This is a genomic window from Texas Phoenix palm phytoplasma (assembly GCF_005774685.2).
Classification (GTDB): Bacteria; Bacillota_I; Bacilli_A; order Acholeplasmatales; family Acholeplasmataceae; genus Phytoplasma.
Genome location: NZ_VBRA02000009.1, coordinates 23,243 through 45,234, shown reverse-complemented (window position 1 = coordinate 45,234; position 21,992 = coordinate 23,243). Strand labels below are relative to the sequence as shown.

Genomic DNA, 21,992 nt, shown 5'->3' with positions numbered 1-21,992 from the left:
AAAAAAATAAAGTTAAGGGATAATTTGATTAATATATGTTGATATATGATTTTAAAAAAATAGAATCTAAGTGGCAATTTCATTGGAAAAATAATAAAATTTTTAAAACTAAATTTGATTTAAATAAAAAAAAATTTTATTGTTTAGATATGTTTCCATATCCTTCTTCATCTGGTTTACATGTAGGTCATATTGAAGGTTATACTGCAAGCGATATTGTTAATAGAGTGAAAAGAATGCAAGGATATAGTGTTTTTCATCCTTTTGGATTTGATAGCTTTGGTTTGCCTGCTGAACAATATGCTTTAAAAACTGGAAATAATCCTAGAGAATTCACTTATGAGAATATAGAAAATTTTAAAAAACAAATAGAATTATTAGGAAAAGGAGTTGATTGGGAAACTGAAATTGCTACTTCTGATCCTTATTTTTATAAATGGACTCAATGGATTTTTAAAAAATTTTATGAACATAAAATAGCAGTTTTAAAAGATGTTGAAGTGAATTTTTGTAAAGAACTTGGTACTGTTTTAGCTAATGAAGAAGTTATTAAAACTTCTGAAGGATTTGTTTCAGAAAGAGGAAATTTTCCTGTTTTTAGAAAAAAAATGAAACAATGGGTTTTAAAAATTAATAATTATGTAGAACCACTTTTAGAAGAATTAGAAAATTTAGATTGGCCTTCGCAAATTAAAGAAATTCAAAAAAATTGGATAGGAAAACAAGAAGGTTTTATTTTTAATTTTGAAATTGATGATTCTGATGGAATTTATTTGAGTGTTTTCACAACTAAACCTAATACTATTTTTGGTGTTAATGCATTAATTTTAGCTCCTGAACATTATTTGATTAAAAATATTGTTACAAAAGAATTTTCTTTTTCAGTAAATGAATATATAAATCAAATTGCACGAAAAAGCGATTTAGAACGTAGTATTAATTACGAAAAAACAGGTGTTTTTACTGGATGTTATGCTATAAATCCTTTCAATAGAAAAAAAATTCCTATTTGGATTTCAGATTATGTTTTATCTCATGTCGGTACAGGAGCTATTATGTCTGTTCCTTTTTGTGATAAAAGAGATTTTTTGTTTTCTCAAAAATATAATTTGGAAATTATTCGTATTTTTGAAAATAAAAAAATTAAAAATAAAAATAATAGTAAACAAATTTCAAATTATTTAGTAAATTATGAAAAAGAAAAAGATAATTTTTGCGAATCTTTGGATGAAGGTTTTTTTATTAATAGTGAATTTTTAAATGGTCTTAATAATGAAGAAGCTCATAAAAAAATAATAGAAATAGCTTCGAAAAAAAAATTTTTTTTTAAAAATATTACTTATCAAATACACGATATATTATTTTCTCGTCAAAGATATTGGGGCGAGCCTTTCCCTTTGAGATATGATAGAGATAATAATATTTATTTAGAAAATGATGAATTTTTGCCTATTGAATTGCCTTTTTTAGAAAAAATTGAGGTTTCAGGAGATGGTACTTCTCCATTATCTAAAGTTACTTCATGGTTATATTTTAAAGAAAATGGAATTAATTATAAAAGAGATTCTAATACTATGCCTCAATTTGCCGGTAGTTCTTGGTATTATATTGCGTATATTTTAAAAAAATTTTCTTTAAATTGTGTTTCTGATTTAAAAAGTATTAAAGCTAAAAAATTATTAGATTATTTTTTACCTGTGGATTTATATATTGGAGGAAAAGAACATTCAGTAGGGCATTTAATATATGCTCGTTTTTGGCATAAATTTTTATTTGATTTAGGAATAGTTTCTTGTAAAGAACCTTTTCAAAAATTAGTTAATCAAGGAATGATTTTAGGTCATGATAAATTGAAAATGAGTAAATCTAAAAATAATAGTGTTAATGCTACTTTAGTTTTAGAAAAATATGGTTCTGATGTTATTAGGCTTTATATTATGTTTTTAGGGCCTTTAGAAGATGATAAAATTTGGAATGAAAATGGCATTAAAGGAATTCAACGTTTTTTAAATAAAGTTTATAAAGTTTGTTTTAATTTTGTAAGTGATAAAGAAAATTTACATTTATCTTCTGAATTGCAAAAAACAATTTGTTTGGTAACTGAATATTATGAAAAATTAAAATTTAATAAAGTAATTAGTCAATTAATGATTTTTATTAATAAAGTTTTTTGTTATGAACAAATAAGTCATGAACAAATTAGAATTTTTTTGCAATTATTAAATCCTATAGCTCCTCATTTAACAGAAGAATTAAATCAAAAAGTTTTGAATAATAAAGAAGAATTAGTTTTTTCTGAATGGCCTTCTTTTTTGAAAGAAAAATTTAATTTTTCTCTTTCAAAAGAAAATAAAGAAATTATAATTCAAATTAACGGTAAATTTAAAACTAAACTTTATTTTGATACAAACAATATAAATAAGGAAACAATTTTAAAAGAAGCTTTAAAAAACGATAAAATATTAAATTATATTAAAAAAGAAAAAGAAATTAAGAAAGTTATTTATATTTCTAATAAATTATTAAATTTGGTAATTTGATTTTTAATATATTTTTTTTATAAAAAAATATAAAATAAATTTTTAGAGAGAATTATTAAAGATATGAAATTACATCAAAAAGGATTATTAATAATAATTTCAGGACCTTCAGGAGTTGGTAAAGGTAAAATAACAAAATCTTTACTCAAAAGAGAGAAAAATAATTTTGTTTATTCTGTTTCTGCTACTACTAGAAAACCTAGAAAAGGCGAAAAAGAAGGTATAGATTATTTTTTTGTTGATGAACAATATTTTCAAAAAAAGATTCAAGAAAATTATTTTTTAGAATATAATAAGTTTGTTGATAATTATTATGGTACTCCTTACAATTTAGTTAATGAACAATTGGAAAAAGGAAAAGAAGTTGTTTTGGAAATAGATATTCAAGGAGCTTTGCAAATTAGAAAACATAAAATCAATAAAGACAGTATTTTTATTTTTATTGCTCCTCCTAGCAAAAAATGTTTATACGAAAGATTAAAAAATAGAAATACTGAAAGCAATGAAATTATTCAAAAAAGAATTAAAAAAGCTAAAGAAGAATTTTCTTTGGCTTATAAGTATGATTATATTGTTGTTAATGATGAAATAGAAAATGCTGTTGATAAAATTTTATCTATTATTGTTGCAGAACATTCTAAAACAAAAAACAGTATTTATTATTATTTAACAGAAATTTTAGAAAAAGAGGTTTAAAAACTTTATTTATGAATAATATTATGAATATAAAAAAAGAGAAATTAGAAGGACTTAATTATCCTTCAATTGATAAATTATTACAAAAAATTGATTCTAAATATAAATTAGCTTATTTATCTAGTAAAATTGCTCACTGTATAAAAGTTAATAAGATATCATTGCCTGATAATTTAGGTAAAAAAACTTTAACTAAAGCTTTGAATGAAATTATTAATGATAATTTTGAGATAGTTTTTAAATAAAAAATAAAAAATTTTTTTATTTTATATAATTTTTTTATTTAATATTTCATTTTCAAAAAAGGATTATAAAATGAATTTTAATCATATTCCAGTTTTAACGGAAAAAGTTTTAGAATGTTTGAATATTAATAATAAAGGTATTTATGTCGATGCTACTTTAGGTGGTGGAGGACATAGTGAAGAAATTTTAAAAAAACTTACTTATGGACAATTATATTCTTTCGATAGAGATATTTTTTCCATTAATTTTTGTAAAAAAAAATTTAAAAAAAATAAAAATATTTTTTTAATTCATAGTAATTTTAATTTTTTAAAAGAAGAATTAAATAAGAAAAATATTTCTACTATTGATGGTATTGTTTTTGATTTGGGGTTATCTTCTTTTCAAATTGATGATAAATCAAGAGGCTTTAGTTATTTGAGTGATTCTTTTTTAGATATGAGAATGGATCAAAATCAAAAAAAAACAGCTTATTTTGTCATTAATAATTATAGTTATGAGGAATTAAGAAATATTTTTTTTATTTATGGAGAAGAAACAAAATCTTCTTTAATCGCTAAAGAAATTATAAAAAAAAGACCAATAAATACTACTTTAGAATTAGTAAGAATTATTGATAAGTTTTATCATTTTTATGGTAAAAAAACAATAAGAGGGCATAGTTCAAAAAAAATTTTTCAAGCTTTAAGAATAGAAGTCAATCAAGAATTGAAAAATTTAGAAAATGCATTATTCCAAAGTATACAATTATTAAATAAAAACGGAAGAATAGTTGTAATTAGTTTTAATTCGCTTGAAGATCGTTTGGTTAAACATTTTTTTAGAAAGTATAGTCAATCTAATTTTCCTTTAAATTTACCTATAGAAGACAATAAAATTCCTCCTACTGTTTTAAAGTTGTTTAAGAAAAAAATTTTTTATCCTGATTGTAAAGAATTGAAATTAAATTATCGTAGTCATTCTGCTAAATTAAGATTTGCTGTAAAAAATATCTAATTTTGAAATAGTTATATTTAAATAATAAATTTTTTAATATATAATAATTAAGATATAATATTTTAGGTAAAAAGTTTAAATTAATTAAATAAAAATAAATAATTCTATAAAAACGAAATGATTATATTTTTTGATATTAATTTGTTTATGTTATTGTATTACTATTTATTGCTATTTTGTTTTTAATAAATTTAATATATTAATTTAATTAATTTTAATTTAAATTTTTTTTTATTTATAATTTAATTGTTTTATTTTTCTAAATATAAAAAATGTAAAATGATTTTTTAAATAAACTTTTTATTAATAAATATAATCATATTTATTATTCTATGAATTTATTTTGTTCATTTAATTTAATAAGTTTTTTTATTGTTTTTATATTAAATAATTAAGTAATAATCTTTTGAAATTTTTCAAAAGATAAAAAAATAATATATTCTAATGATTTTTTTGTTTTTATTTAAATATTAATTTTAAAATGGAAGGTATAACAAAATGATGAAAGAGCAAGAGGTTGTTAAAATTATTTTAAAAACATACGATTATCAATTAATTGATCAAGTTGCTAAAAAAATTGTTAATAGTGTTGTAAAAACTGGAGTTAAAATCAAAGGACCTATTCCTTTGCCTACTAAAAGAGAGGTTTTTACTGTTCTTCGTTCTGCTTTTGTTCATAAGGATAGTAGAGAACAATTTGGGCGTTCAACTCATAAACGTTTGATTCAAATTATTAGTCCTAATGCTAAAACAATTGATTCTTTAATGCGTATTAATTTGCCATCTTCTGTTAATATTTATTTAAAAAAATAATAATAAATTAATAAATAATAATTTTGATTTAGTGAAAGAGGGTAAAAAATGGCTAAAGGTATTTTAGGAAGAAAATTAGGTATGACACAAGTTTTTGATTCTCAAGGCTTTTGTATTCCAGTAACAATTGTTGATGTATCTGATAATATTGTTTTGCAACAAAAAAATATTAATATAGATGGTTACCAGTCTACTCAATTAGGTTTTTTTGATAAAAAAGAAAATTTAACTAGCAAACCTCTTTTAGGTCATTTTAAAAAAAATAATTTAGTTCCTAAAAGTTTTATAAGAGAAATTTCTTTTTCTTATCCTGAAAGAAATGAATTAAAAGATATTAAAATTGGCGAAAAGATAGACATTAATATTTTTAAGTCTGGTGAATTTATTGATGTTATAGGTATTAGCAAAGGTAAAGGATTTTCAGGAAACATAAAAAGACATAATCAAAGTAGAGGACCTGAGAGTCATGGTTCAAGATACCACAGAAGACCTGGTTCTATGGGGCCTATTAAAGGAAAAATTAAAGGAAAAAAACTACCTGGTCAAATGGGTTGCGAAAAAGTTACTTTGCAAAATTTAAAAATTATTTCAGTTGATATTGAAAAAAAAATAATTTTAATTAAAGGTTGTATTCCTGGCAATAAAAAAGGTTTTATTGTTATAAAATCTGCTTTTAAAAAAAATTTAAAGGAGTCAAATAATGCCTAAATGTAATGTTTTAAATCAACAAGGCGAATTTGTATCTGAAATTTATTTATTGGATGAGTTTTTTGGAGTAAAACCTAATAAACAAGTTTTATATGATGTTGTTAATAGTCAAAGAGCAGCACTAAGACAAGGCACTCATTCTACTAAAAATAGATCTGCTGTAAGAGGCGGCGGTAGAAAACCTTATCCTCAAAAAGGAACTGGTAATGCGCGTCATGGTACTATTCGTTCTCCTTTATGGAGGGGTGGAGGTGTTGTTTTTGGCCCTAAACCTAGAAAATATTCTTTAAAAGTAAATTATAAAGTTAAAAAAATAGCTATAAAATCTGCTTTTTCTTGGCAATTAGAGCAAGGTAATTTAATTATTATTGATTCTTTTAAATTTGAAAATCCCAAAACAAAATACTTTTATAATTTTTTAAAGAAAATTAATCTTAATACAAAGAATAATAGAATTTTAGTTATAGTTAAAGAATTAAATGATAATTTATTACTTTCAACTAATAATTTATCCGGAGTTAATGTTGAAAGTGTTAAACATGTTAGTGTTTATCAACTGTTAAAGTTTAAAAAAATAATAATTTCTAAAGAATGTATTAATTTTTTTGAAAAAGGTGTTGAAAAAAAATGAATAAATATTATGATTTAATAAAATCTTCTATTATTACTGAATCAACAAATAAAAAAATGGAATTTCAAAATGAATATACTTTTAAAGTTGATAATAAAGCCAACAAAATAGAAATTAAAAAAGCTATTAAGAGTATTTTTAATGTTAAAGTTTTGGATGTTAGAACTATTAATGTTTTACCTAAATTTAAAAGAAGAGGAAAACATAGTGGTTTTACTTCTGGTTATAAAAAAGCTATTATTAAATTAGTTCCAGGACAAAAAATAGATATTTTTATTAATAAATAAAATATTATATTAATTTTTTCTTTTGAAAACAAATCAAAATAATTTATAATCTATTATTTTGGAAGAAAGGTTTTTTATGTCTATTAAAAAATATAAACCTACATCAAATGGGCATCGTAACATGAGTTTACGTAGTTTTAATGAAATTACTACTTCTACTCCGGAAAAAAAATTACTTTTATCAAAAAAGAAAACAGGTGGTAGAAATAATCAAGGTAAAATTACTTTAAGACATCGTGGCGGAGGTCATAAAAAGATGTATCGTTTAATAGATTTTAAACGTGATAAAGATAATATACTAGGTAAAGTTATTACTATAGAATATGATCCTAATCGTAATTGTAATATTTCTTTGATTCATTATAAAGATGGTGAAAAAAGATATATTTTATGTCCTAAAAATTTAATTGTTGGAAGTACTATTATTTCTGGTGTTGATTCTGATATAAAAGTTGGTAATTCTTTGCCTTTAAAAAATATTCCTATAGGAACTTTTGTTCACAATATTGAAATGAAACCAAATAAAGGTGGTCAATTAGCTCGTAGCGCAGGAACTTCAGTTCAAATTGTAAAAAAAGAAGATAAATATGTTGTTTTAAGTTTACCTTCTGGAGAAATTAGAAAAGTTTTATCTAATTGTAGAGCTACAATAGGAATTATTGGTAATGAATCTCATAAATTGATTAGAAATGGTAAAGCTGGAAGAACACGTTATTTATCTATAAGACCAACAGTTAGAGGTTCTGCTATGAATCCTAATGATCATCCTCATGGAGGAGGAGAAGGGCGTGCTCCTATTGGAAGAAAATCTCCTATGACACCGTGGGGCAAAAAAGCTCGTGGCCTTAAAACTCGTAAAAGAAATAAATCTTCTGATAATTTAATTTTAAAAAGACGCAAAAAATAAAAAAAATTAATTAATAAGAGGTATATATGAAAAATGGCTCGTTCTATTAAAAAAGGTCCTTTTTGTGACGAACATATATTAAAAAAAATATTTAAACAAAAAAAAAATAAAATAAAAAAAGTTATTCAAACACGTTCTCGCAGAAGTGTTATTATGCCTGATTTTGTTGGACACAAATTTTCTGTTTATAATGGTAAAGAATATATTATTTCTTCCATTACAGAAGATATGGTTGGTCATAAATTAGGTGAGTTTTCTCCTACTCGTACTTTTCGTGGTCATTCTAAAAAAGATAAGAAACCAGAAAATAAAAAAAGTTCCAAAAAATAAATTTAAGAATTTAAAGAAGGTATAACAAAATGAATGTTAAAGCTGTTGCAAAACAAATATCTATTGCTCCTAGAAAAGCTCGTTTAGTTGTTGATTTGATCCGAGGAAAGGAAATTAAAGAAGCTCAAGCTATTTTAATGTTTACTCCTAATGCATCTTCTTTTGTTGTTTTAAAACTTTTAAAAAGTGCTGTATCTAATGCTATTAATAATTTTAGTATGAAAATGGAAAATTTATACATTAAGGAAATTTTTGTTAATGAGGGAATTAGATTAACTCGTTTAATGGCTAGAGCTAAAGGTAAATCAGATAAAATAAAAAAAAGAACTAGCATTATAACTATAGTTGTTGCTTCTAAAAATTTAGAAAATAAAGGAGAAATAATAAATGGGTCAAAAGAGTAACCCTATAGGTTTAAGACTTGGAATTAATAAAAATTGGGAATCTCAGTGGTATGCTGAATATAAACAAGTCCCTTTTTTTGTTATTGAAGATTTTAGAATAAGAAAATTAATAAATAATTTTTATACAAAAGGTATTATTTCTAAAATCGTTATTAAGCGTTTGAAAAAATCTAATATAGATAATATTGAAATTGATTTATATACATCTAAAATAGGTCTTGTTCAGAGCGCTGAAAAAAAAGAAAAAAATGTTTTAATAAAAAAATTAGAACAATTAATTAAGAAAAAATTTAATGTTAATTTTTTTGAAGTTAAATCTTCTGAAAAAATTGCTATTTTAGTTGCTCAAAACATTGCTTTGCAATTAGAAAAAAGAGCTTTTTTTAGATCTGTTCAAAAAATATTTTCTAAAAGAGTTTTAAAAAGCGGAGCTGAAGGAGTTAAAATTACTATTTCTGGTCGTTTAGGTGGAGCTGAAATCGCTAGAAGAGAATCTATTTCTTTGGGACTTGTTCCTTTGAATACTTTTAAATGTGATATTGATTATGGTTTTTCAGAAGCTCATACTACTTTTGGAGTTTTAGGAGTTCAAGTTTTAATCAATAATGGAATTAAAAAAACTCCTACTTTAAAAATAAATAATAATATTAAACAAACAGATTTAGAAAATAAAAATTAAAAAAAATATTCCTTAAAAAAGGTGACAAAGGTGACAAAATATTATGTTAATGCCTAAAAAAACTAAATATCGTCGTTTTCATCGTTTAAGTTATGAAGGAAAAGCGAAGGGTAAAAATAAAATTTTAAATGGTAATTTTGGTTTATATGCTAAAGAAGGTGCATGGATTACAAGTCAACAAATAGAATCTTCTCGTATCGCTATGACTCGTCAATTAAAAAGAGAAGGTAAAGTTTGGATTAATATATTTCCTCATTTATCTTTAACTAGAAAACCTTTGGAAGTTAGAATGGGTTCTGGTAAAGGTTCTCCTGAATTTTGGGTTTCAGTTGTTAAAAAAGGAAAATTATTATTTGAAGTGAGCGATATTAATAATATAGAAAAAAACGAAATAACTGCTTTAAAATTAGCATCTCATAAATTACCTATTAAAACTAAAATAGTTAAAAGAGGTCAAGAAGAATGAATATAAAAGAAATTCAGAAAATGACACTTTCAGAACTAGAAAAAAAAATTCTTTTTCTGAAAAAAGAATTATTTCATGTTAAACTAAAAATAGATTTATCTCAAGCAAAAGACACTTCTCTTATACGCAAAATAAGAAAAAATATTGCTCGTATTAAAACTGTTATTAATCAAAAATCAAATAAAGAATAAAATTTTTCTTTATTATTTATTTATTATTTTTAATTTAAAAAGGAGGTTTAAAATTGATTCGTAATTTAAGAAAAATTTTATTAGGTACTGTTGTTTCTGATAAAATGCAAAAAACAATTACTGTTAAAGTAGATTATTATAAAAAGCATATTTTATATGGAAAAAGAATAAAAAGAACTAGTAAATTTTATGTGCATGATGAAAAAGAAATTGCAAAAATAGGCGATTTTGTTCAATTTATGGAAACTAGACCTTTGTCTAAAACAAAAAAATTTTGTTTATTAAAAGTTCTTTCGATAGCTAATAAGGAGAATAATGTATGATTACAAGAAATAGTCGTTTATTAGTAGCTGATAATAGCGGCGCAAAAGAAGTTTTAGTTATTGATATTCCTGGTTCTAGCCAAAGACGTTATGCTAATATAGGTGATGTTGTTATTGTAACTGTTAAAAAAGCGATAACTTCTGGTACAGTAAAATCAGGAGATGTTACAAAAGCTTTAATTTTGAGAACTAAAAAAGGATTAAAAGGAAAAGATGGTTCTTATATTAAATTTGATGATAATTCAGTAGTTATTATTAAAGATGATATGACTCTTAGAGGTAGTAGAATTTTTGGTCCTGTAGTTAAAAATAATAAGTTAAGAAATAGTAATTTTTCTAAATTTATTTCTTTAGCTGAGAAAGTATTTATTATATGATGAGGTTATTATTATGTATATTAAAGTAGGAGATATAGTTTCTATTATTTCAGGAAAAGATCGTTTTTATTTTAATGATCAAGGTCAAAAAAGTTTGAAAACTGGAAAAGTATTAAAAATTTTTTTTAAAGAAAAAAAGGTTTTAGTGGAAGGCATTAATATTGTTACTAAACATAAAACTCCTACAAAAGATGATGAAAAAGGAAATATTATTAAAGAAGAGTCTCCTATTCATATTTCTAATGTTGCTTTATTTGAACCAAAAAGCAAAATGCCTAGTAGAATCGGTTTTCGAATTGAATCAGGAAAAAAAGTGCGTTATTATAAAAAAACTGGCGCTCTTGTAGATATAATAAGTTAAAGAAGGTTTTAAATATAATGAAAAATTATAACAATTATTCTGAAAAAAATTTATTTTTGACTTTAAAAGAAATTTTTAATTTTAAATCAATAATGCAAGTGCCTAAAATTGAAAAAATAGTTATTAATATGGGAGTTGGAGAAGCAGTTTCTAATGATAAAGTTTTAGATGAATTATATGAACAATTAACTTTATTAAGCGGCCAAAGACCTTTAATGATTAAGGCAAAAAAATCTATTTCTAATTTTAAATTAAGAGAAGGAATGATTATTGGATTAAAAGTAACTTTAAGAGGTAAAAAAAAGGAAGCTTTTTTTTATAAGTTAATTAATATTGTTTTTCCTAGAATAAGAGATTTTAGAGGAGTTTCTCCTAAATCTTTTGATGGTAATGGGAATTATTCTTTAGGAATAAAAGAACAGAATGTTTTTCTTGAAATTGATTTAGATAAAATTAAAAAAATTTCTGGAATGGATATTACAATTGTTACTACAGCTAAGAATGATTCAGATGCTAAAAAATTATTAGAATTTTATGGCATGCCTTTTCATAAATAAAAAAAAATAAAAAAAGGAGGTTTTTATGGCGAAAAAATCTAAAATTGTTAAACATTTAAAACAACTAGAATTATTTTTAAAATATAAAGAAAAACGTTTGATTTTGAAACAAAAAAAAGATTATAAAGCGTTATCTCGTCTTCCTGTTAATTCTTCTTCTGTTAGAATAAAGAATATAGATAAAATTGATGGAAGAGCTAGAGGTTATATTAGAAAATTTGGTTTATCTCGTATAAATTTTCGTAATTTAGCTAATCAAGGAAAAATACCTGGAGTTAAAAAGGTTAGTTGGTAAAGGAGAAAAAAAATATTATGTCAAATAATCCTATTGCTGCAATGCTTACGAAAATTCGTAATGCTAATTTTATGTTTCATGAAAAAGTTTCTGTTTCTCTTTCTAAAATAAAATTAAAAATAATAGAAGCTTTAAAAAAAGAAGGTTTTATAAAAGATTTTCAAGTATTGTATTTAGATAAAAAAAGTAAAAATAAAAAAGTTATTATTGTTTATTTAAAATATGATAATGTTACTAAGGAAAGAGTAATTATAGGATTAAAAAGAGTTTCTAAATATGTTTCTTTAAAGAAAATCCCTAAAGTATCTAATGGTTTAGGAATAGCTTTAATTTCTACTTCAAAAGGTATTTTAACAGATCATGAAGCTAGATTGAATAAAGTTGGAGGAGAAGTTTTAGCTTATATTTGGTAATTATATTTTTCATAATTATTAAGGAGATATTAAATGTCTAGAATAGGAAAAAAACCAATTTTTATTCCTGAAGGGGTAAAAGTTGAAATTAAAGATAAAAATTTAGTTATCGTTAATTCATCTAAAGGAAATTTAGAATATCAGTTTAATTCTGGTTTAAAAATAAAAAAAGAAGGCGATTTTATTCATATTTCTAGACCGAATGATGAAGTTTTTATGAAAAAAATTCACGGAACCACAAGAGCTTTATTGTTTAATATGGTTAAGGGATTAAAAGATAATTTTTTTAAAAAACTTGAAATTGTTGGTTTGGGATATGATGTTAAAAAAGAAGGTTCTAAATTGATTTTTAATTTAGGTTTTTCGCATAATGTTATTTTAGATATTCCAAATAATTTAGAAATAGAAATTTTAAAAAATAAAGAAATTATTGTTAAAGGCATAGATAAACAATTTGTAGGAGAATTTGCTGCTAAAATTGTTAAATTACGTAAACCAGAACCTTATAAAGGTAAAGGTATTCGATATGTTGGTCAGTATATTCATCGTAAATCTGGTAAAAGCGCTAAAAAATAAAAATTTAATAAGAAAGGATTAATTATTTCTTAACAAATTATATGAAAAATAAATATTCATCTCTAAGTTTACGTAAAAAAAGACATTTACGTTTAAGAAAAAAAATAATGGGTACTTCAGAAAGACCACGTTTAAATATTTTCGTTTCGAACCAACATTTTTTTGTTCAAATTATAGATGATCAAAAACAAATTACTTTATGTAGTGCTCATAGTAGAGATATTGAAGCGAAATTAGTTAACAAAGAAGTAGCTGGTCATATCGGAACACTTATTGCACAAAAAGCTTTAAAAAAAGGAATTAATTGTGTTGTTTTTGATCGTGGAGGATTTTTATATCACGGAAGAATTAAAGCTTTAACTGAAAACGCTAGAAAAGAAGGGTTAAAATTTTGATAAAAGAAAGTTATATTAAAAATAAAAAAGACGCTAATCAATTTAAAAAAAATATTTTTGAAGAAAAAGTAATTCAAATTAAAAGAATTACTAAAGTTGTTAAAGGTGGTCGTCGTTTTAGATTTTCTGCTTTAGTTGTTGTAGGTAATAAAAAGGGGAAAGTAGGTTTTGCTACTGGAAAAGCTCAAGAAATTTTAGAAGCTATTAAAAAAGCTTTAGAAAAAGCTAAAAAAAAATTAATTAATGTTGAATTAGCTCAAGGTTCTACTATTTTTCACGAAATTATAGGTGTTTTTGGTTCTACTAAAATTATTTTAAAACCTGCTTCAACAGGAAAAGGTATTATTGCTGGAGGAAAAGCAGCAAGAACTATTTTTGAATTAGCAGGAATAAATGATATTTTAGCAAAATCTTTTGGCTCTAGAAATTCTATTAATGTTTTGAGAGCAGTAGAAGATGGGTTAAAAAAAATAAGAACTATTAAAAAAATTGAACAAATTAGAGGAATTTCTTTAATTGAAAAATTTAAGGATTATAAAAATGAAAAAAATAGAAATCACATTAAATAAAAGTTTAATCGGAAGAAAACCAAACCAAATAAAAAATGCTTATGCTTTAGGATTGAGAAAGATTAATCAAAAAGTTATAAAAAAAGATATTGCAATTATTCAAGGAATTCTTAAAAAAATTAATCATTTAGTTTCAATTAAAGAAATTATTGAAAAGGAAAATTAAAAATGTTAAATTCATTAAAACCTGTTAAAGGTTCAAGAAAAACAACTAAACGTTTAGGAAGAGGACCTGGTAGTGGCAATGGTAAAACTTCAGGAAGAGGTTCTAAAGGGCAATTAGCTCGTTCAGGAGGAAATGTTAGAATAGGATTTGAAGGTGGACAAACTCCTTTTTTTCAAAGAATTCCGAAAAGAGGTTTTCATAATATAAACAAAAAGAATTATTCACTAGTTAATTTACAAGATTTAGAGATTTTTGATAACGGAACTTTAGTCAATAGAGAACTTTTAATTAAAAATAAAATTATTAAAAAAAATAATTTATTAATTAAAGTTTTATCTAAAGGTAATTTTACTAAAAAATTAACTGTTCAAGCTTCTAAGTTTTCTAACAAATCAAAAGAAATTATTAAAAAAAATGGCGGAAATGCAGAAATATTAAATTAAATTTTTGGAGTAGAATATGAAAAAAATAATTAATTTTTTTTTAAATAAAAAAGATATAATTAAGAAAATTTTTTTTACTTTATTTATTATTTTTGTTTATGTAGTGGGTTCTAATATTTATATTCCTTTTCTTCCTGTAAGAAAATATGAGTTAATTATTTCACATCAAAAATTACCTTTTTTATTTGGTTTTTTAGGCGAACATTTTAATACTTTATGTCTTTTATCCTTAGGCGTTATGCCTTATATTACTTCTTCTATTTTTGTTCAGATTATGCAAAAGTTTTTTTTACCTTTGAAAGAATGGTCAGAACAAGGAGAAAAAGGTAAATATAAAACGAGTATATTTACTAGAATTTTGACTTTTTTTTTCGCTATAGCTCAAAGTTTAGCTTTAATTTTAAATTCTAAAGTTTTTTATCCACAAGATGATTTGTTTTTAATTTTACAAACATTATTTTTTTTAATAGTTGGCGCTTTTATTTGTATTTGGTTATCTGATTTAATAACTTCTAAAGGAATTGGTAATGGTGTTTCTCTTTTATTGGTTTTGAGTATAAGCAAAGAAGTTTTTAATCTTTTTAAATTTTTAATAAAAGGCGATGGTAGTATGTATATTGCCGATAGAATAATTATATTGTTTTTATTTTTACTTTTGTTAATTTTAACTGTTATTTTATCTTCTTCTTATTTAAATATTCCTATTCATTATACTACTAAGGTAAATAATGATAATAAAATAGAAAGAAATATCCCTATTAAGGTTAATGTTGTCGGAGTATTACCTATTATTTTAGCTAATACTTTATTAAATGTTATTCCTATTTTTAGTGTTTTCTTTAATAAAGACAGTTTTTTTAATAAATTTGCAAAACTTTTTGTTGAATCAAGACATTATTTAGGAATAGGATTTTTTATTTATCTTTTATTGATTATTTTATTCTCTTTTTTTACAGTTTTTATGATTATTCAACCTAATGAAATTGCTGAAAGTTTATCAAAACAAGATGCTTTTTTAGAAAGTGTTAAACCAGGAAAAGAAACTGTTTATAAAATTACTTATGAATTATTTAGAGTTACAATTGTAGGAACTATTTTATTGACTTTATTATCCGCTTCTCCAGATTTGATTGGATATTTTTTCTCAATTCCAAAAAATTTTAAATTTGGTGGTACTAGCCTCCTAATTATTGTAGGAGTGGTTTTTGACTTTATACAAAGAATAACTTCTAAAACAAATATTCAACAAATGTATGATAAATTGTTTTAATTTAAAATAAAAAAATTAATTAATATTTTTTTATTTTATTTATTTTTTTTAGAGAGGTTTGGTTATATTTATAATGTTATTTATTAAAACTTCGAATGAAATTGTTATAATGAGAGAAGCAGGAAAGATTTTATCTGTTATTAGAAAAAAGTTATTCAATTTTGTAAAAGCTGGAGTTTCAACTTTTGAACTAGATATTATTGCACGAGATTTAATGGCAGAACATGGGGTTATTTCTGCTTTTAAAGATTACAAAGGATTTGGTGGTTATACTTGCATATCTGTTAATGAAGTTATTGTTCACGGTTTACCTTCTAAAGATATAATTTTAAAATTAGGAGATATAGTTACCATTGATATCGGAATTAAACATAAAAATTATTATGTTGATTCTGCTTATACTTGTGCTTTAGGAAATGTATCGCAGAAAGTTAAGAATTTTTTGTATAATACTGAAAAAGCTTTATTTGAAGGAATAAAACAAGTTAAAAAAGGTAATTATATCTCAGATATTTCTATTGCTATTGAAAAAATTGGTTTAAAGTATAATTACGGCATAATAGAAGTTTTTTCTGGACATGGAATAGGCGCTAAACTTCACGAAGAACCTTATATTTTTAATTTTAATTATATTAAGAAAGATTATTTAATGAAACCTGGTATGATTTTTTGTATCGAACCTATGTTTACTTTAGGAGGAAAAAACGTTAAAATAAAAGAAGATGGATGGACAGCTTTTACTGCTGATTATAGTTTAAGTGCTCATTTCGAACATACAATTTTAGTTACTGAAGAAGGATATGAAATTTTAACATTATAAATATAAATTAATTATTATAAAAAATTATTTTAGAAGGATATTATTGTGAACATATGAATGAAAAAAAAAATGATATTGAAAGCGATGATGCTTTAGTTATTAAAATTTTACCAAATACTAAGTTTCAATTAAAATTATCTAATGGAAAAATAATTACTGCTTATATTTCTGGTAAAATGAGGACTAATAATATTCGTATTTTATTAGGTGATTTAGTGAAAGTAGATCAAAAAGGACGTATTATTTTTCGTTATATTAACAAAAAATAAGAAATTATTATTTTTTGTTAAAAATTATTGAGGAGAATTTAAAAATGAAAGTTAGAGCTTCTGTTAAGAAACGTAGTGAAGATGATATTGTTGTTCGACGTAAAAAAAGAGTATATATTATTAACAAAAAAAAACGTCGTAATAATCAAAGACAAGGATAATATTAAAATTATGAAAGGGTATAAATAAATAATATGGCAAGAGTAGAAGGAGTAGACTTACCTATCAATAAAAGAATAGTAATAGCTCTTACTTATATTTTAGGCATTGGAAAAAGCCAATCAAAGAAAATTTTAAAAAAATTGAATATTGATGAAAATATTCGTGTAAACCAATTAACTGAAGAACAATTATCTCACATTAGAAATGAAATTATTTCTTCTAAAATAATTGTTGAAGGTGAATTAAGAAGTAAAGTTTTTTCAGATATTAAACGTCTAATAGAAATTAGATGCGATAGAGGAATTAATCATAGAAGAGGATTGCCAGTTAATGGTCAACATACTAAGAATAATGCTAAAACTGCTAAAAGAAATAGAACAATTAAATTGTCTCTGAATAACAATAAAAATATTAAAAATAATAGCAAAAGAGGAATTTAATTATGCTTCAAAAGAAAAAGAATAAACGTAAAAAAATAAAAAAGATTCTTCCTTTGGGTAAAGCTCAAGTAAAAATCCAAACTAATTTTAGTAATACTATTATTAATATTACTGATATGAAAGGAAATACTATTGTTTGTGGTTCTGCTGGGTATGTTGGATTTTCTGGTTCAAGAAAGTCTACTGCTTTTGCTGCGCAACAAATAGTAAAAAAAGTTGTTTTATCAGCTAAAGAACAAGGCGTTCAAAGAGTAGATGTTTTCGTTAAAGGTCCTGGTTCTGGTAGAGAAAGTTCTATTCGTTTTTTAAAAGAATTGGGATTAGAAGTTCTTTCTATTACGGACAGCACTCCTATTCCTCATAATGGTTGTAGGCCTCCTAAACGTCCACGAGGATAGAAAAACAAGAGTAGAAGGGTATAAAAATGGAAAAATTAAAATTTATAAAACCTGTTATGACTGTTGATGAAGCAGATGGGAATGATTTATTTAATAAAACATTCATTGTTAAACGTTTAGAAAGAGGTTTTGGCGTTACTCTCGGAAATTCTTTAAGAAGAGTTTTACTTTCTTCTTTGCCTGGAGCTGCAATTGTTAATGTTTATATTGAAGGTGTTGAACATGAATTTAGCGTAATTCCTGGTGTTTACGAAGATGTTATGTCTATTGTTTTAAATTTAAAAAAAGTTATTTTAGCTGTGGATTCTTCTGAAGAGGATTTTGAACAAAAATTAGAAATAGATGTTGTAGGTGAGCGAGTTGTTACTGCTGCTGATTTTAAACTTGTTGATGGAGTTAAAATTATTAACAAAGAACAACATATTGCTCGTATTTCAGGAGAAACAACTCGTTTTAAAATGGAAGTAAGCGTGAGAAAAGGAATGGGTTATGTAAGTTCTGAAGGAAATAAAATTTATAATCAAAATCGTTTTGGAGTTATTCCTATTGATTCTATTTATACTCCTATTTCTAGTTTTTCTTTTAATGTCGAACAAAAGTTAAATAATAAAGAAGAATTAACTATGAATATAACAACTAACAAATCTATTACTTCTAAAGAAGCATTAGCTACTGCTTCTAAAATTTTAATCGATCATTTAAATGTTTTATTAGAATTATGCGAAAAAGTTCAAGAAAATAATTTCATTTATGAACCTAAAATAGAAAGTCATAATCATGTTTTAGATTTAAAAATTGATCAATTAGAAGTTTCTGTAAGATTATTTAATAGTTTAAAAAATTCAGGAATTAATACTGTTAAAGAATTAGTAAATTATAGAGAAAAAGATATTATGAAATTAAATAGTTTAGGAAAAAAATCCTTTGAAGAATTAAAACAAAAAATGGATAAATTAGAAATTTCTTTTAAAAAAGAATGATAAATGATAAATAAAAAATATTTTTAAAAATTTATTTTATAATTTTACGATAGGAGTTAATAATATAATGGCTTACAGTAAATTGAGACGTAATTCGTCCCAAAGAAAAGCTTTATTAAGAAATTTAGTATCTAATTTAATAAAATATGAAAAAATTTTTACAACTGAGTCTAAAGCAAAAGAAGCTTCAAAGATAATAGATAAATTGATTACTTTAAGTAAAAAAAATACTTTAGATTCCAGACGTAGAGCATTAATTTGGATTTATGATGGTAAAGTAGATGAGAAAAAGACTATTTTACAAAAATTATTTACAGATATATCTTTAAAATATCAAAATAGAAAAAGCGGATATACAAGAGTTTTGAAAAGTACATTTCGTAGAGGAGATTCTTCTAATATGGCTTGGCTTTTTTTAGTTTAGTTTTTAGAAAATAATTTTTTTAATAAATATTAAAAATAAAAATTAATTAAATTTTATTTTTTTTGTTTATTTTTTAATTTAATTTTTTATTAAAACCTTAAAAGAAAGAAATTAATTATAAGTGATAATTGTTAAAAATTTAGATTTCAAATACAAAGATAAAAGAATTTTTCATAATTTGAATTTTATAATTGAATCTGGACAATGGATTTCTATTATAGGTGAAAATGGTTCTGGTAAATCTACATTGGCTAAAATTTTAACTGGTTTATTGCAATTTCAAAAAGGAGAAATTTTAATTAATAATTTTTCTTTAAATGAAGATAATTTAATTTATTTACGTTCTTTAATTGGAATTATTTTTCAAAACCCTGATTATCAATTTGTAGGTTTTGATGTAAGAAGCGATATTGCTTTTGGATTAGAAAATAAAAAATTTCAAAGATCTGAAATTTTAGAAAAAATTAAAAAATATTCTGCAATGCTAGGAATTGAAGATTTATTATATAAAAAACCTCAAGAATTATCTGGAGGACAAAAGCAAAAAGTTTCTATCGCTTCAGTGCTAGCTATGGAACCAGAAATTATTATTTTTGATGAACCTACTGCTTTTTTAGATCCGAAAGGAGCAAAAGAAATTCAAAATATTATTCAAAATATTCATAAACAAAAAAATAAAATTTTAATAACTATTACTCATGATTTTTCTTTTGCTTTAAAAAGTGATAAAATTATGCTTTTGCAAGAAGGTTTTTTATTGAAATATGAAAAATCTCATAAGTTTTTAAAAGATTTTGATTTTTTATATAAATTTTTCCCTAATTTACCTTTATCTTTGCAACTTTATTTTTTATTATTTAAGGATAGAAAAATTGATACTCAAAATAAAAATAAAAAATTTTTTAATAAGTTAAAGGATGCTTTATGGCAATATATTTTGAAAATGTAACTTATTATTATAATAAAAATAAAAAAAAAAATTGTGCTTTAAAAAATATTAACTTAAAGATAGAAGACAAAGGGGAAATTATTGCTTTATTAGGGAAATTAGGTTCTGGAAAATCTACTTTAGTACAATTAATGAATGGTTTATTAATTCCTTCTGAAGGGAATATAGAAATTTTTAAAAATAAAATAGATTCTAAGACTTCTTCTCAAAATTTAATTCCATTAAGAAGAAGAATAGGTTTGGTTTTTCAGTTTCCAGAATATCAATTATTTGAAACGACAGTTTTGAAAGATGTTATGTTTGCTCCTAAAAATTTTGGAAAAAGTGATTATGAGGCTAAAATAAAAGCTATTGAAGTTTTAAAACAAGTTAATATTGATGAAGAATTATTTAATTCATCACCTTTTCAATTATCAGGCGGACAACAAAGAAAAGTTGCTATTGCTGGTATTTTAGCAATGGAACCTTCTATTTTAATTTTAGATGAACCTACTAGAGGATTAGATATTAAAAATAGGAATGAAATAATTAATATTTTAATTAAAAAAAATCATAATGAAAAAAAAACTATTATTTTTATAACACATGACATGGATTTAGTTTCTGAATTTGCTAATAAGGTTATTTTATTAGAAAAAGGAGAAATTGTTTTTTTTGGTTGTAAAAAAGATTTTTTTTTAAATGAAAAAATAAAATATAAAAATATAGAAAGACCTGAAACTTTTAAAATTTTAAAATTTTTACAAGAAAAAATAAATATTCCTTTTGAACCTAAATATTCTTTAAAAGAAATTTATCAATATTTAAAAAAATTTTTTAGAGGGAAAAAATAGTTGGATGAAAAACAATTATAATAATATAAAAAAATATAATTTTGAAGAAAATAAATTTTTTTTATATCGTTTAAATCCTGCTATAAAAATTATTTTAACTGTTTTGATGTTTAAAATTATTTTTAGTTTAAACATTAATTTTTCTCAAAATAATATATATTTTTATATGAATATTTTTCTTTTTATTTTTTTTATTTTTGTTTTATTTTGGTTATTAATAATTATTGATTTTTCTTTAAAAAAATTATTTTATCAGATTTTGAATTTTAAATTTCTTTTTCTTTTTAGTTTGATAATTCATTCATCATTTCAAATACCTAATTTAGCTAATCATAATGATTATTTAGAAATTTATATATGGAAAAATTTTTTTAATTTATTTTTTATATTTTTTATATTTTTTTTATTTTTTTGTTTTTTTGTAAAAGATAAAATTTATAAAAAGATTTATTGGATTTTGAATTTTTTCTTTTTTTTAGTTTTACCTTTTTTAATTCATTATGGTTATATTTATATTAGTTTCTTTTCAAAAATATATATACAAAGTATTTTTTTTAAAAAAAATGATTTGTTTCAAATTTTTTTAATTTTTATCCGTATTTTGTTGATATTAATAGTTAATATTTTAATAAATCAAACTACTTCTTTTATAGAAATTAATGATGGATTAGAAATTATCCTAAAACCTTTAAAAAAAATTAAATTTCCTGTAGAAATTTTTTCTATTATGTTATCTTTAATTTTTATGTCTATTCCTTTTTTATTAGAAGAAACACAAAAAATTTTTAAAGCTCAATTATCTCGTGGTTTGAATTTTTATACTCATAATTTTTTTAAAAAAATTTATTATTTAATTTCTCTATTGATACCTATTTTTATTTTATCTTTTAAAAAATCTTTTGTTTTAGCTAATGCTATGGAAAGTAGAGGATTTGTTTTAGGACAAGAACGTACTAAATTAGCTAATTATAAAATTTTAAAAAAAGATTATTTTATATTAATTATTGTTTTTTTATTTTTTTTGATAAGTTTTTTTTGATAAATTAATAATTTTTCAAAATTTTATTAAATTAAACAA

The 21,992-nt window shown here is 22.7% G+C and carries 36 protein-coding genes; all 36 read left to right on the top strand.

The window, feature by feature from the left end:
- Positions 1 to 35: 35 nt before the first annotated feature.
- Positions 36 to 2,540 carry a leucine--tRNA ligase gene (leuS, locus tag FEF22_RS01345; protein WP_138107901.1) on the top strand — a complete coding sequence of 835 codons (2,505 nt, stop codon included), beginning with the start codon at positions 36 to 38 and terminating at the stop codon, positions 2,538 to 2,540.
- Positions 2,541 to 2,603: 63 nt separating this feature from the next.
- The gene (gmk, locus tag FEF22_RS01340; protein WP_138107902.1) at positions 2,604 to 3,236 is read left to right on the top strand and encodes a guanylate kinase; all 633 of its coding nucleotides are present in this window, start codon (positions 2,604 to 2,606) and stop codon (positions 3,234 to 3,236) included.
- A gap of 11 nt (positions 3,237 to 3,247) precedes the next feature.
- A complete protein-coding gene (gene rpoZ, locus FEF22_RS01335) occupies positions 3,248 to 3,481 on the top strand; it encodes a DNA-directed RNA polymerase subunit omega (RefSeq protein ID WP_246833701.1) in 234 nt (77 codons plus the stop codon).
- 70 nt (positions 3,482 to 3,551) lie between these two features.
- Entirely contained in the window at positions 3,552 to 4,478 is a 927-nt protein-coding gene (gene rsmH, locus FEF22_RS01330; protein WP_138107903.1) for a 16S rRNA (cytosine(1402)-N(4))-methyltransferase RsmH, read from the top strand.
- 498 nt (positions 4,479 to 4,976) lie between these two features.
- The gene (rpsJ, locus tag FEF22_RS01325) at positions 4,977 to 5,291 is read left to right on the top strand and encodes a 30S ribosomal protein S10 (RefSeq protein ID WP_138107904.1); all 315 of its coding nucleotides are present in this window, start codon (positions 4,977 to 4,979) and stop codon (positions 5,289 to 5,291) included.
- A gap of 48 nt (positions 5,292 to 5,339) precedes the next feature.
- Positions 5,340 to 5,999 (top strand): 50S ribosomal protein L3, encoded by a 660-nt coding sequence (rplC, locus tag FEF22_RS01320; RefSeq protein ID WP_138107905.1) that lies wholly within the window; start codon positions 5,340 to 5,342, stop codon positions 5,997 to 5,999.
- Positions 5,992 to 6,630 (top strand): 50S ribosomal protein L4, encoded by a 639-nt coding sequence (gene rplD / locus FEF22_RS01315; RefSeq protein ID WP_138107906.1) that lies wholly within the window; start codon positions 5,992 to 5,994, stop codon positions 6,628 to 6,630. Before rplC ends, rplD begins: the two co-directional genes overlap by 8 nt.
- Positions 6,627 to 6,917: a 50S ribosomal protein L23 gene (rplW, locus tag FEF22_RS01310; protein WP_138107907.1), complete on the top strand. Its 291-nt coding sequence runs from the start codon at positions 6,627 to 6,629 to the stop codon at positions 6,915 to 6,917. The genes rplD and rplW overlap by 4 nt, the downstream gene beginning before the upstream one ends.
- A 76-nt stretch (positions 6,918 to 6,993) precedes the next feature.
- Positions 6,994 to 7,824: a 50S ribosomal protein L2 gene (gene rplB / locus FEF22_RS01305; RefSeq protein ID WP_138107908.1), complete on the top strand. Its 831-nt coding sequence runs from the start codon at positions 6,994 to 6,996 to the stop codon at positions 7,822 to 7,824.
- Positions 7,825 to 7,857: 33 nt separating this feature from the next.
- Complete coding sequence (gene rpsS / locus FEF22_RS01300; RefSeq protein WP_138107909.1) at positions 7,858 to 8,154, top strand: 30S ribosomal protein S19; 297 nt, start codon at positions 7,858 to 7,860, stop codon at positions 8,152 to 8,154.
- A 29-nt stretch (positions 8,155 to 8,183) separates the two neighbouring features.
- Positions 8,184 to 8,558, top strand: coding sequence for a 50S ribosomal protein L22 (gene rplV / locus FEF22_RS01295; RefSeq protein WP_138107910.1), 375 nt, complete (start codon positions 8,184 to 8,186; stop codon positions 8,556 to 8,558).
- A complete protein-coding gene (gene rpsC, locus FEF22_RS01290; RefSeq protein WP_138107911.1) occupies positions 8,542 to 9,237 on the top strand; it encodes a 30S ribosomal protein S3 in 696 nt (231 codons plus the stop codon). The genes rplV and rpsC overlap by 17 nt, the downstream gene beginning before the upstream one ends.
- Before the next feature lie 43 nt (positions 9,238 to 9,280).
- Positions 9,281 to 9,703, top strand: a complete 423-nt coding sequence (gene rplP / locus FEF22_RS01285; RefSeq protein WP_138107912.1) for a 50S ribosomal protein L16 — start codon at positions 9,281 to 9,283, stop codon at positions 9,701 to 9,703.
- Positions 9,700 to 9,894, top strand: a complete 195-nt coding sequence (gene rpmC / locus FEF22_RS01280) for a 50S ribosomal protein L29 (RefSeq protein WP_138107913.1) — start codon at positions 9,700 to 9,702, stop codon at positions 9,892 to 9,894. Before rplP ends, rpmC begins: the two co-directional genes overlap by 4 nt.
- A gap of 53 nt (positions 9,895 to 9,947) precedes the next feature.
- Complete coding sequence (rpsQ, locus tag FEF22_RS01275; RefSeq protein WP_138107914.1) at positions 9,948 to 10,217, top strand: 30S ribosomal protein S17; 270 nt, start codon at positions 9,948 to 9,950, stop codon at positions 10,215 to 10,217.
- A complete protein-coding gene (rplN, locus tag FEF22_RS01270; protein ID WP_138107915.1) occupies positions 10,214 to 10,594 on the top strand; it encodes a 50S ribosomal protein L14 in 381 nt (126 codons plus the stop codon). Before rpsQ ends, rplN begins: the two co-directional genes overlap by 4 nt.
- A 13-nt stretch (positions 10,595 to 10,607) precedes the next feature.
- A complete protein-coding gene (rplX, locus tag FEF22_RS01265; protein WP_138107916.1) occupies positions 10,608 to 10,955 on the top strand; it encodes a 50S ribosomal protein L24 in 348 nt (115 codons plus the stop codon).
- Between the two features lie 17 nt (positions 10,956 to 10,972).
- Positions 10,973 to 11,512, top strand: coding sequence for a 50S ribosomal protein L5 (gene rplE, locus FEF22_RS01260; RefSeq protein WP_138107917.1), 540 nt, complete (start codon positions 10,973 to 10,975; stop codon positions 11,510 to 11,512).
- Positions 11,513 to 11,537: 25 nt separating this feature from the next.
- Positions 11,538 to 11,807 carry a 30S ribosomal protein S14 gene (gene rpsN, locus FEF22_RS01255; protein WP_138107918.1) on the top strand — a complete coding sequence of 90 codons (270 nt, stop codon included), beginning with the start codon at positions 11,538 to 11,540 and terminating at the stop codon, positions 11,805 to 11,807.
- Positions 11,808 to 11,821: 14 nt separating this feature from the next.
- Positions 11,822 to 12,220, top strand: a complete 399-nt coding sequence (gene rpsH / locus FEF22_RS01250; RefSeq protein WP_138107952.1) for a 30S ribosomal protein S8 — start codon at positions 11,822 to 11,824, stop codon at positions 12,218 to 12,220.
- Between the two features lie 33 nt (positions 12,221 to 12,253).
- Positions 12,254 to 12,796, top strand: a complete 543-nt coding sequence (gene rplF, locus FEF22_RS01245) for a 50S ribosomal protein L6 (RefSeq protein WP_138107919.1) — start codon at positions 12,254 to 12,256, stop codon at positions 12,794 to 12,796.
- A 41-nt stretch (positions 12,797 to 12,837) separates the two neighbouring features.
- Positions 12,838 to 13,191 carry a 50S ribosomal protein L18 gene (rplR, locus tag FEF22_RS01240; RefSeq protein ID WP_138107920.1) on the top strand — a complete coding sequence of 118 codons (354 nt, stop codon included), beginning with the start codon at positions 12,838 to 12,840 and terminating at the stop codon, positions 13,189 to 13,191.
- Entirely contained in the window at positions 13,191 to 13,760 is a 570-nt protein-coding gene (gene rpsE, locus FEF22_RS01235; protein WP_338140410.1) for a 30S ribosomal protein S5, read from the top strand. The genes rplR and rpsE overlap by 1 nt, the downstream gene beginning before the upstream one ends.
- Positions 13,732 to 13,926, top strand: coding sequence for a 50S ribosomal protein L30 (rpmD, locus tag FEF22_RS01230; protein WP_138107921.1), 195 nt, complete (start codon positions 13,732 to 13,734; stop codon positions 13,924 to 13,926). The genes rpsE and rpmD overlap by 29 nt, the downstream gene beginning before the upstream one ends.
- A 2-nt stretch (positions 13,927 to 13,928) precedes the next feature.
- Positions 13,929 to 14,369, top strand: a complete 441-nt coding sequence (gene rplO, locus FEF22_RS01225) for a 50S ribosomal protein L15 (protein WP_138107922.1) — start codon at positions 13,929 to 13,931, stop codon at positions 14,367 to 14,369.
- Between the two features lie 16 nt (positions 14,370 to 14,385).
- Positions 14,386 to 15,639, top strand: coding sequence for a preprotein translocase subunit SecY (gene secY / locus FEF22_RS01220; protein ID WP_138107923.1), 1,254 nt, complete (start codon positions 14,386 to 14,388; stop codon positions 15,637 to 15,639).
- Between the two features lie 73 nt (positions 15,640 to 15,712).
- Positions 15,713 to 16,459: a type I methionyl aminopeptidase gene (gene map / locus FEF22_RS01215; protein WP_138107924.1), complete on the top strand. Its 747-nt coding sequence runs from the start codon at positions 15,713 to 15,715 to the stop codon at positions 16,457 to 16,459.
- A gap of 53 nt (positions 16,460 to 16,512) precedes the next feature.
- Positions 16,513 to 16,728 carry a translation initiation factor IF-1 gene (infA, locus tag FEF22_RS01210; RefSeq protein WP_138107925.1) on the top strand — a complete coding sequence of 72 codons (216 nt, stop codon included), beginning with the start codon at positions 16,513 to 16,515 and terminating at the stop codon, positions 16,726 to 16,728.
- A gap of 44 nt (positions 16,729 to 16,772) precedes the next feature.
- Positions 16,773 to 16,889: a 50S ribosomal protein L36 gene (gene rpmJ, locus FEF22_RS01205; protein WP_138107926.1), complete on the top strand. Its 117-nt coding sequence runs from the start codon at positions 16,773 to 16,775 to the stop codon at positions 16,887 to 16,889.
- Between the two features lie 33 nt (positions 16,890 to 16,922).
- Positions 16,923 to 17,330, top strand: coding sequence for a 30S ribosomal protein S13 (rpsM, locus tag FEF22_RS01200; protein ID WP_138107927.1), 408 nt, complete (start codon positions 16,923 to 16,925; stop codon positions 17,328 to 17,330).
- A 2-nt stretch (positions 17,331 to 17,332) separates the two neighbouring features.
- The gene (gene rpsK, locus FEF22_RS01195) at positions 17,333 to 17,728 is read left to right on the top strand and encodes a 30S ribosomal protein S11 (RefSeq protein WP_138107928.1); all 396 of its coding nucleotides are present in this window, start codon (positions 17,333 to 17,335) and stop codon (positions 17,726 to 17,728) included.
- A 26-nt stretch (positions 17,729 to 17,754) separates the two neighbouring features.
- On the top strand, positions 17,755 to 18,708 hold the full coding sequence (locus tag FEF22_RS01190; protein WP_138107929.1) for a DNA-directed RNA polymerase subunit alpha: 954 nt from the start codon (positions 17,755 to 17,757) through the stop codon (positions 18,706 to 18,708).
- 67 nt (positions 18,709 to 18,775) lie between these two features.
- On the top strand, positions 18,776 to 19,132 hold the full coding sequence (gene rplQ / locus FEF22_RS01185; protein ID WP_138107930.1) for a 50S ribosomal protein L17: 357 nt from the start codon (positions 18,776 to 18,778) through the stop codon (positions 19,130 to 19,132).
- Between the two features lie 121 nt (positions 19,133 to 19,253).
- Positions 19,254 to 20,081 carry an ATP-binding cassette domain-containing protein gene (locus tag FEF22_RS01180; protein WP_138107931.1) on the top strand — a complete coding sequence of 276 codons (828 nt, stop codon included), beginning with the start codon at positions 19,254 to 19,256 and terminating at the stop codon, positions 20,079 to 20,081.
- The gene (locus tag FEF22_RS01175) at positions 20,057 to 20,914 is read left to right on the top strand and encodes an ATP-binding cassette domain-containing protein (RefSeq protein WP_138107932.1); all 858 of its coding nucleotides are present in this window, start codon (positions 20,057 to 20,059) and stop codon (positions 20,912 to 20,914) included. Before FEF22_RS01180 ends, FEF22_RS01175 begins: the two co-directional genes overlap by 25 nt.
- Before the next feature lie 4 nt (positions 20,915 to 20,918).
- The gene (locus FEF22_RS01170; RefSeq protein WP_138107933.1) at positions 20,919 to 21,953 is read left to right on the top strand and encodes an energy-coupling factor transporter transmembrane component T family protein; all 1,035 of its coding nucleotides are present in this window, start codon (positions 20,919 to 20,921) and stop codon (positions 21,951 to 21,953) included.
- Positions 21,954 to 21,992: the final 39 nt, after the last annotated feature.